Origin of the sequence: Bacillus sp. PPSBB_11, assembly GCF_038023285.1 — a bacterium.
In the GTDB taxonomy this organism is placed as follows: domain Bacteria; phylum Bacillota; class Bacilli; order Bacillales; family Bacillaceae; genus Bacillus; species Bacillus altitudinis.
In genome coordinates this window covers 159,124-166,263 of sequence record NZ_CP150633.1, presented here as the reverse complement: position 1 = coordinate 166,263, position 7,140 = coordinate 159,124, and the positions used below count along the sequence as shown (strand labels likewise).

At 40.5% G+C, this 7,140-nt stretch carries 7 protein-coding genes and 1 pseudogene; 7 read left to right on the top strand and 1 reads right to left on the bottom strand.

From position 1 onward, the window contains the following. The 7 genes and pseudogenes from V7L95_RS00875 to V7L95_RS00845 form a co-directional block, all read left to right on the top strand. Window positions 1–464 (top strand): annotated as a pseudogene (locus tag V7L95_RS00875) (DUF1668 domain-containing protein); the annotation flags it as partial. Between the two features lie 252 nt (window positions 465–716). Continuing rightward, the gene (locus V7L95_RS00870) at window positions 717–866 is read left to right on the top strand and encodes a teichoic acid D-Ala incorporation-associated protein DltX (protein ID WP_024427820.1); all 150 of its coding nucleotides are present in this window, start codon (window positions 717–719) and stop codon (window positions 864–866) included. 14 nt (window positions 867–880) lie between these two features. After that, window positions 881–2,386, top strand: a complete 1,506-nt coding sequence (dltA, locus tag V7L95_RS00865) for a D-alanine--poly(phosphoribitol) ligase subunit DltA (protein ID WP_205184321.1) — start codon at window positions 881–883, stop codon at window positions 2,384–2,386. Then, window positions 2,383–3,567: a D-alanyl-lipoteichoic acid biosynthesis protein DltB gene (gene dltB, locus V7L95_RS00860; RefSeq protein ID WP_095409222.1), complete on the top strand. Its 1,185-nt coding sequence runs from the start codon at window positions 2,383–2,385 to the stop codon at window positions 3,565–3,567. Before dltA ends, dltB begins: the two co-directional genes overlap by 4 nt. 21 nt (window positions 3,568–3,588) lie before the next feature. Beyond that, window positions 3,589–3,825, top strand: a complete 237-nt coding sequence (dltC, locus tag V7L95_RS00855) for a D-alanine--poly(phosphoribitol) ligase subunit 2 (protein WP_003216498.1) — start codon at window positions 3,589–3,591, stop codon at window positions 3,823–3,825. Continuing rightward, window positions 3,825–4,991, top strand: coding sequence for a D-alanyl-lipoteichoic acid biosynthesis protein DltD (gene dltD, locus V7L95_RS00850; RefSeq protein ID WP_052320423.1), 1,167 nt, complete (start codon window positions 3,825–3,827; stop codon window positions 4,989–4,991). Before dltC ends, dltD begins: the two co-directional genes overlap by 1 nt. Window positions 4,992–5,086: 95 nt before the next feature. Then, complete coding sequence (locus tag V7L95_RS00845; protein ID WP_008342863.1) at window positions 5,087–5,506, top strand: YkvA family protein; 420 nt, start codon at window positions 5,087–5,089, stop codon at window positions 5,504–5,506. Window positions 5,507–5,701: 195 nt separating this feature from the next. Here the strand turns inward: V7L95_RS00845 and V7L95_RS00840 are convergent, their stop codons facing one another. Beyond that, window positions 5,702–6,745, bottom strand: coding sequence for a lactonase family protein (locus V7L95_RS00840; protein ID WP_046527132.1), 1,044 nt, complete (start codon window positions 6,743–6,745; stop codon window positions 5,702–5,704). Between the last annotated feature and the right edge of the window lie 395 nt (window positions 6,746–7,140).

The window sequence follows — 7,140 nt, the reverse complement described above, 5'->3', positions numbered from 1 at the left end:
ATGTAATTGGAGGTATTCCACAGAGTAATGATGCTCCTAACTACGCTAGGGACGATTTCAAATCTAATTTATCTATTTCACTAAAAAGTCTTAAAAACAGTGACACTACAGCTCCTCCAGGAGACAAAGATCCAGATACAGCAACACCACCAAAAGATGGTTCGACAAATCCAGGAGACAAAGACCAAGAACCAACCACACCGCCTAAAGACGATACAACAAATGAAGACGGCGATGCCCTTCTCATCATCACAATGGTCAATGGCTTACAGAAAGAGTATGACCTTTCAATGAAAGAAGTCAACGCATTCCTCTCTTGGTACAAAAAGCGTGATGCAGGTGAAGGCCCAGGGTTTTATGAAATTGACGAACATGACAACAATAAAGGTCCTTTTGAAAGTAAAAAGGACTATGTGGTATTCAACAACATTCTCATGTTCGAAGTCAATAAATATAAGAAGTAATTGAAATCAAAGCCATCTAGTCCAACTAGGTGGCTTTTGCGTTAGTTCGACAGCTTTCAGCAATTTTAAGGCAAATTTAAGCTCGGATTTTATTTCAAATGTATTAAATCTTTGTTACAATAAGACAGCTTTGCTCAAAAGAGACGTTCCAAGGTTCGACATTTTTTTAGCATCTTTTAAAAAATTTATGGTTTGATATGAAACTCTTTTGATGATCCATGCGTCTCTATAAGTGTCAAAAGAAAAGAGGTTATCAATATGCTATTCAAAAAGCTATCAGAAAATAAGTCTGTAAAATGGATAGGATATACAAGCTTTTACTTACTTATTTTGCTATTATTGTTCTTTATTTACGGATTCCACACAGCAAATACGGGATCATTCATTTACAACGATTTTTAATTGGAGATTAGATTATGAAACTATTACAAACGATTCATGAATACCAGCAAACGAAACCAACACAGCCAGCATTTGTTTCTCAACATGCGTCGATCACATATGATGAGCTTTGGCTTTTATCAGACCAAATGGCTGGTGCGATCGATGCAATCGCAACTGGCAGTGAACCTGTCATTGTATACGGTCATATGGAGCCAGAGATGCTGATTTCTTTCTTAGGAAGTGTGAAATCAGGCAGACCGTATATTCCGGTCGATATCTCAATACCTGTCGAGCGCATCATCTCAATTATTGAAAGCTCAAAAGCCAGTCTATTGATTTGTGCAAATGAGCATAATGTATTAGATGTAGAAGAGCACATTGAAGTGAAGAGTGCGGCATCGCTTTTAGCACTTGAAAAAGAAGCACCGCCATCCACGCAGTGGGTTCAACAAGATGATGTTTTTTACATTATTTATACGTCTGGCAGTACCGGAAAACCGAAAGGCGTTCAGGTAACAGCCAATAATTTAGAAAGCTTTACAGAGTGGATGTGCCGTGACTTCCCAATTGGTGAGGGACGTACATTCTTAAATCAAGCACCATTTTCTTTTGACTTATCAGTGATGGATCTCTATCCAGCGCTTCAATCAGGCGGCACGCTTTACTGTTTAGTAAAAGATCTCGTCAATAAGCCAAAGGATATGTTTGCAGCACTTGGTCAATCTGACGTTGAAGTGTGGACATCAACACCTTCTTTTGTGCAAATGTGCTTAATGGACCCTTCCTTTACAGGGGAGCTTTTACCAGAGCTGAAAGTTTTCTTGTTCTGCGGTGAGGCGCTTCCTGTAGCTGTAGCAAGTGCACTTCTGGAGCGTTTTCCAAAGGCGCAGGTCTTTAATACGTATGGTCCAACTGAAGCAACTGTCGCGATCACATCAATTGAAGTGACGCAGGAGATTCTTGATCAGCACGATTCTTTACCAGTCGGCTATGCCAAACCTGATACAGACATCGTCATTTTAGATGAAGAAGGCAAGACACTTCCTGATGGTGAAAAAGGGGAAATTGTCATCGTGGGGCCAAGCGTCACGAGAGGCTACTTAGGTGAACAAGCCTTGACAGATAAAGTGTTCTTTGAATACGAAGGACGTCCTGCTTACCGTACAGGTGACGCAGGTGTGGCGCATGATGGATTAATTACGTGCCATGGCCGTCTCGACTATCAAATTAAGCTTCATGGATACCGGATGGAGCTTGAAGAAATTGAATATCATGTAAGCGAGACAACCTATGTCAATGCTTGTGTGATTGTACCATTCCAGCCAAACGGTCATGTCGAGTACTTGATTGCAGCGATTGTCCCAGCAGCTCATTCATTTGAAAAAGAATATCAGCTGACAAGTGCGATTAAGAAAGAAATGGCGGATTCACTGCCAGCGTACATGATTCCAAGAAAGTTTGTCTATCTTGAGCAGCTGTACATGACGCCAAACGGGAAGGTTGACCGTAAGAGAATCGCGAAAGAGGTTCTTCTATGATTCCGTTTAGTTCATTCTTTTTCTTCATTCTAATTGGTATTCTTCTTTTGCCGACGATCATTCTTGGTCTGCGCGGCAAAAGAATGCAGGGCTACAACATGTTTGCAACGGTTGTGGCGCTGGCGCTTATTTTCTCAAAGGATGCGCATGGCGCGCTGCTGCTCTTCTTGTTCACGGTATGGCAAGTCCTAATCATCCGCCTGTACCTTGCATACCGGTTAAAGGCGAATCAGGCATCCGTTTTCTATACAGCAGTGGTGGCATCTATTTTACCGCTTGTGCTGTCAAAGATTTTACCGTTCTTTTTAACTCATCAGCCGCATCAACCGCCGCCAATGAACTGGCTGAGCTTTTTGGGGATCTCGTACTTAACATTTAAAGGTGTTCAGTTAATTATTGAGACAAGAGACGGCTTGATTAAAAAGAAAATTCCGATTCACCGTTTGGTCTATTTCATTGTCTTTTTCCCGACGATTTCATCAGGTCCGATTGATCGTTACCGCCGATTTGAAAAGGATATGGATACACCGCCTGAAAAGGAAGCATACAGTGATCTTCTATATGCCGGTATTCATAAAATTTTTATTGGCTTCTTATATAAGTTCATTATAGGCTATCTGATTCACACATATATTCTGATGAATATTCATCACATTAGCAGCAGTCACTTTGTTCAGCAGTTAACGTATATGTATGCTTACAGCATGTACTTGTTCTTTGACTTTGCTGGATATACAGCATTTGCTGTAGGTGTGAGTTATATTATGGGCATTAAATCACCAGAGAACTTTAATAAACCATTTATCAGCCGAAACATTAAAGACTTCTGGAATCGCTGGCACATGTCCCTGTCCTTTTGGTTCAGAGACTACGTGTTTATGAGATTTGTGTTCTTTATGACCAAAAAGAAGTGGATCAAGAACCGTATGGCTGTTTCAAATATTGGGTACTTTATCCTCTTTCTATTGATGGGTGCTTGGCATGGTCTTGCCCTTCAATATATTATTTACGGACTATATCATGCAGTTGTCATGTCCGGTTACAATTTATTTGAGAAATGGAATAAAAAGCACAAGTGGTGGCCGGATAATAAGGTCACAATGGTTGTGTCGATCATTATTACATTCCATGTGATTTGTTTCGGATTTTATATTTTTTCAGGAAAACCATTTCATCATTAATGATTAAGGGAGTAGAAAATTATGGAATTTAAAAATCAAGTATACGGTATTATTGCAGAGGTTTGTCAGGATGACGTTGTGAAAGAAAATCCAGAGATTGCAATTTTTGACGAAGGTCTTCTAGATTCATTTGGTACAGTAGAACTACTTATGGCAATTGAAAGTCAACTTGGAATTACTGTTCCGATTACAGAGTTTGATCGTGATGTGTGGGATACACCGAATCACATTGCTGAGCAGCTGGCAGAGATGAAGTAATGAAAAAGCGTTTTTTTGGGCCGCTTATTTTAGCGGCTGTTCTATTCATTGGTGTTCTTCTTGTACCAAATGCATGGCTCTCACATCTGATCCCAAAAGACAAATTACAAAAGTCAGCCACAGAATTAGATCCGGGGATGTTTCAAGGGCTTTATTTACAAGATGAAATGCTAAAAGATCCAACTTATTTGCCGATCTATGGATCTTCTGAACTATCACGTTTTGATCCATATCACCCTACGAATTTCTTTCATGAAAATCCTCAAGGGTTTACACCTTATCTTGTGGGAAAAGGTGGATCGCAATCATTAATTCATGCCATGAACTTTGCAGCGCATATGGATGAGTTAAAAGGGAAAAAGCTTGTGTTTATCGTGTCCCCGCAGTGGTTTGTCAAAGGGGGATCAGACGAGAATCACTTTGCTCCTAACTATTCAGCGCTTCAGGCGCTTGATCTCGCTTATAATAAAGAAATTGATCCAGCTGTGAAAAAAGAGCTTATCAAAAGAATCATGAAGTTTAAGGCAGTAAAGAACGACATGGTCATCACAGAGCTTTTTAAAGCAGAGCTTTCTGGGAACAAATTCGCTTATGGCGCGATTTCTCCTATTGCAAAAATGTATTATGGCATGCTTCAAAAGAAAGACATGTACTATACGATCGGGTCTGGGCATGAGCGCAAGCATCGTCCGTCTCCTTCAGTGAAAGGGAAAACATGGACTGAGCTTGAAAAAGAAGCAAGCGTCTTAGGATCTGAAAAAGCAGGGGACAACCCGTTTTATATTGATCAGAGATTGTTTGATCGAAAGCTGAAGCCGATCATGAAAAAGATGAAGGATTCTCGTCGTGACAATTCTTATGCAGCATCACCTGAATATAAAGATTTCCAGATCATGCTGGATATTTTAAAACAGGCAGGGGCGAAGCCTTTATTCGTGACGATTCCCGTCAACGGAAAATGGTATGATTACACTGGTTTTCCGAAAGAGGGACGTACAGATTATTATCAAAAAATCAATCGTCAAATTCGAGATAATGGGTATGAAGTCGCAGATTTGACTTCTCATGAGTATGACCCATATTTCTTTAAGGATACGATTCATGTGTCGTATAAAGGATGGGTATATATCGATAAGGCGATCGAAAAATTTTACAAAGAGCAGTAGAACGCAGCAGCTTTCTGCTGCTTTTTGTTTGTCGAATGAGTGGATTTCTTGTATAAATAAGGTGGAAGGGCTATGCTGAATATGGAGGCGATACGATGAATCGTTCTGAGAAAAAAGAACTATTAAAGCGTTCAAAGAAGCATTTTAATGATCATGCCTTTTGGGAAAAGTTAAAAAAGACGGCACAAAAAGCTGGAGTTTCTCTTGTCTATGCTGTGTTATTACTTTATTATACATTGCAAAAACCCGAAGTACCGGTTAAAGCGAAAACCCTCATCATTGGGGCGCTAGGGTACTTTATCCTTCCGATTGATCTGATCCCTGATACATTGGTGGGGATCGGCTACACAGATGATCTAGGCGCCATCACATTTGCTCTGCTTCAAGTGGCAATGTACATTGATGACGATGTCAAAGGAAAAGCGAAAGACAGGCTGGGAAAATGGTTCGGTGAAAAAAGCGATACGTCTTTCATTGATCAAAAGCTTGAAGATGGCGGTATGCCGTCTGCTTAAAGAAAAGCCTCTTAAACGGAGGCTTCAGCGTGTAGACAAACCCTCGCATTCTTTGTCAGTCCTGCGCTCCGGTGCTCGTTCTTCCTAGACTTCAAGGGTTTTCAACTACGCTGAAAAAAAGACAAAGGGCTAAAATAAAGTTCATTTTAGCCCTTTGTCAACAATCTATTGCCTCCTAAACGGAGGCTTTTTTCATTATCCTAAAAATTTCACACAAACCGGATGCGGAACGGTGATGTCTGATTGTAAGACAGTGAGTCGACCGGTTTCTTTGTCACGTTTGTATAACACAAGGTTGCTAGATTCTTGGTTTGAGCCGACGAGAAATTCTTCTGTTGGATCAAGGACAAAGTCTCTAGGCCAATTTCCTTCAGATGAAGCAATGTCAACGAGGCTTAGTTTGCCGTCATCATCTGCTTTGAAAATGGCAATGCTGTCATGTCCACGATTTCCTGCATACACAAATTGACCGTCAGAAGACACATGAATGGCGCTGCCTTGATTATTCTCTGTGAAGTCATTAGGAATGGTTGCGATCGTTTGGATCTCTTCGAAATGACCATCTTCAAAGTAACGAAGTACAATGACCTCTGAGCTGAGCTCTGTCATGACATAGGCCACAGGTTTCGTTGGGTGGAATGTGATATGACGAGGGCCGCTGCCTGGTTTTGTTTCAAATGTATGGGCAAGCTCAAGTTTGCCGTTTTCTTTCTTATACGTATAAATTCCGTCTGTGCCAAGGTCAACAGCTACTGCAAATTGTTCATCAGGTGTCAAACCCATAAAGTGAGTGTGCGGTTTTTCTTGACGGTCTTCGTTTGGTCCAGTGCCTTCATGTTGCGCCTGTGACAGCGTGCGGATCACTGAGCCGTTTTCAGCATCAATTTCGTACATCTCTGCTGTTCCTTTATGATAGTTTGCCGTAAACGCCGTTTTCGTTTGGCTATCCACGCTGACGTGACAAGGAGAAGCCCCATCGGCAAGCTCTTGGTTGATGAAACGAAGTGCGCCGGTGTCGGCATCAATTTGATACGCAGCAAGACCGCCCTGTGCTCCTTCTTTCACAACAGCATACACAAACTTTTGAGAATCTGAGACAGTTAAATATGTAGGATTTTCAAGTTCTGCAGCCACTTCTACTTGTTCAATCTGCTGCTTGTCCGTATTTAAAGTAAAAGAATAGATTCCTTTGCTGTCTCCCTTTGTATACGTTCCGATATAACCTCTGATGTTAGCCATGTATTGCCCTCCTTCTATTAGATGCTCTCATTCTATCACAAATTCATAGGAAAACGCTTTAGAAAGGCATGCTGAAGGAAAAAACAAACGCAATGAAATCTCACAATATTCTTCAAAAACCGTGTGAAAAAATATTACAAAAGCTTGTTCAAAAGAAAACCGTTCATGTAGAGTAAATAAATTGAAGAAAAAATACAAAAAATTTTAAGTTTTTTCATTCCTTGTCTAGCAAAGGTGTAAGCGTATACATTTTATTTTGATTAGTCTAAATTGTCTAATAATTTTAAAAATGCTGTTGACACTGTATGGAAAGCGGCGTAAGATGGGTTCAACAAAAGCAAACAGACACGCAGAGTAAGCGTGAGACACTTCAATATAAAGTGTCTGAAAATTCA

Coding starts and splice junctions, on each gene's coding strand:
- V7L95_RS00845 (WP_008342863.1), top strand. CDS start 5,087: ATGAATCGTTCTGAGAAAAAAGAACTATTAAAGCGTTCAAAGAAGCAT.
- dltD (WP_052320423.1), top strand. CDS start 3,825: ATGAAAAAGCGTTTTTTTGGGCCGCTTATTTTAGCGGCTGTTCTATTC.
- dltC (WP_003216498.1), top strand. CDS start 3,589: ATGGAATTTAAAAATCAAGTATACGGTATTATTGCAGAGGTTTGTCAG.
- V7L95_RS00840 (WP_046527132.1), bottom strand. CDS start 6,745: ATGGCTAACATCAGAGGTTATATCGGAACGTATACAAAGGGAGACAGC.
- dltA (WP_205184321.1), top strand. CDS start 881: ATGAAACTATTACAAACGATTCATGAATACCAGCAAACGAAACCAACA.
- dltB (WP_095409222.1), top strand. CDS start 2,383: ATGATTCCGTTTAGTTCATTCTTTTTCTTCATTCTAATTGGTATTCTT.